This is a genomic window from Streptomyces sp. NPDC049577 (assembly GCF_040675635.1).
GTDB lineage: Bacteria > Actinomycetota > Actinomycetes > Streptomycetales > Streptomycetaceae > Streptomyces.
The window spans coordinates 1-1552 of the sequence record NZ_JBFAPH010000616.1; the positions used below are offsets into that span (position 1 = coordinate 1).

Here is a 1552-nt window from a genome sequence, read left to right on the forward strand (position 1 = left end):
GCCACGGCCGCCCCGGACCGCCTGACGGCCCCGGCGCCGGCCGTCCCACCGAACGGGCGGAACGCAGCGGCCCCGTCGCCCTCTACGCCGACGGCGGCGGGGGCACCGGCGGCCCCGCCGAGTCCTTCCCCATCCGCGTGCCCATGGCCGCGTCCCTGCCCGGCCTGCTCGGCCTCCAGCGCGCCCTGCGCCCCCTGCGCGGCTACCGGCCCCTGGCCGCGCCCGCGCCCGGCCCCCTCGACGAGGACGCCACCGCCGACCGCGCCGCCCGCAGCGACGTGCTGCTCCCCGTCCGCCGCCCGGCCGAGGGGCGCGCCGCCTCCATCCAGCTGCTCATGGACACCGCCCCCAGCATGGCCGTCTGGGAGCGCATGCTGGAGGAACTGCGCCAGACCTGCGCCCAGCTCGGCGTCTTCAGCGACGTCCAGGTCCGCTATCTGCACCGCGGCGACGACGGCACCCCGCTGATCGGCACCACCGCCGCCCCCGGCAGCGCGCGACACCACCGCCCGCGCCCCGCCGACCAGTTCCGCGACCCCACCGGGCGCCGACTCACCCTCGTCATCAGCGACTGCGTGGGCCCCCTGTGGCAGGAGGGCCGCGCCCAGCGGCTGCTGCACCACTGGTCCCGCACCTCGCCGCTCGCCCTCGTCCAGCCGCTGCCACCCCGCCTGTGGCCGCGCACCGCGCTGCCCGCCGGCGCCGGACTCCTCGTCCGCGACCCCGCCACCGGCGGCCGCCTGCACTTCGAACCCGAGGGCTACGGGCCCCCGCCCGACCCCGGCGCGCTGCCCGTGCCCGTCCTGCTGCCCACCCGCGGCGCCCTCGGCGCCTGGGCCCGCCTGCTCTCCGGCCCCGGCCGCACCACCGTCCACGGCGCCGCCGGCTGGGTACGCCCCGACCACCCCCCGCGTCCCGCACCCACCCCCGACGGGCCGGCCGGCCGCAGCGCCGACGAGCTCCTGCGTGTCTTCCGGTCCGGCGCCTCCCCCGGCGCCCTGCGGCTGGCCGTCCACCTGGCCGCCGTACCGCTCACCCTGCCCGTCATGCAGGTCGTGCAGCGCGCCATGCTGCCCGACACCGGCCCCATGGAACTCGCCGAAGTCCTGCTCAGCGGCCTGCTGTGGCAGCTGCCCGCCCCGGCGGACGCCACCGGGGAGACCGGACGGCGATACGAATTCGCCGACGGGGTACGGGAGATGCTGCTCGCCTCCCTCGACCGCGGCGCCGCCGCGCTCGTCCTCAAGCACTGCTCCGACTACGTCGAGCGGCACTTCGGCAAGGGCGCCCGCAACTTCTCCGCCCTCGCCGCCGCCCAGCTCGCCGGCGACGCCCCGGCCGTCCCCCCGTTCCCCGAGGAGGCCACCAGCCCGGAACCCGAGCTCTTCGCCGAGGTCCCCGCCCGGGTCGTCCGCTGGTACCAGCCGGTGCCCCCGGAGGACGGCGGCCCCGTCGGCGAGGCCGAACGCCTGCTGCGCCTGTGGCACGTCCAGGCCGACCCCACCCTGCTCCACCGTGCCCGCACCCTCGCCGCACCCGCCGCCGCCGTCCC

General features: G+C 78.9%; 1 protein-coding gene. It reads left to right on the top strand.

Going from position 1 to position 1552, the window contains the following annotated elements; all coding sequences use genetic code 11:
- Positions 1 to 1552, top strand: a 1552-nt coding sequence (locus AB0K09_RS33275; RefSeq protein WP_366069117.1) for an SAV_2336 N-terminal domain-related protein, incomplete at both ends; no start/stop codon positions are given.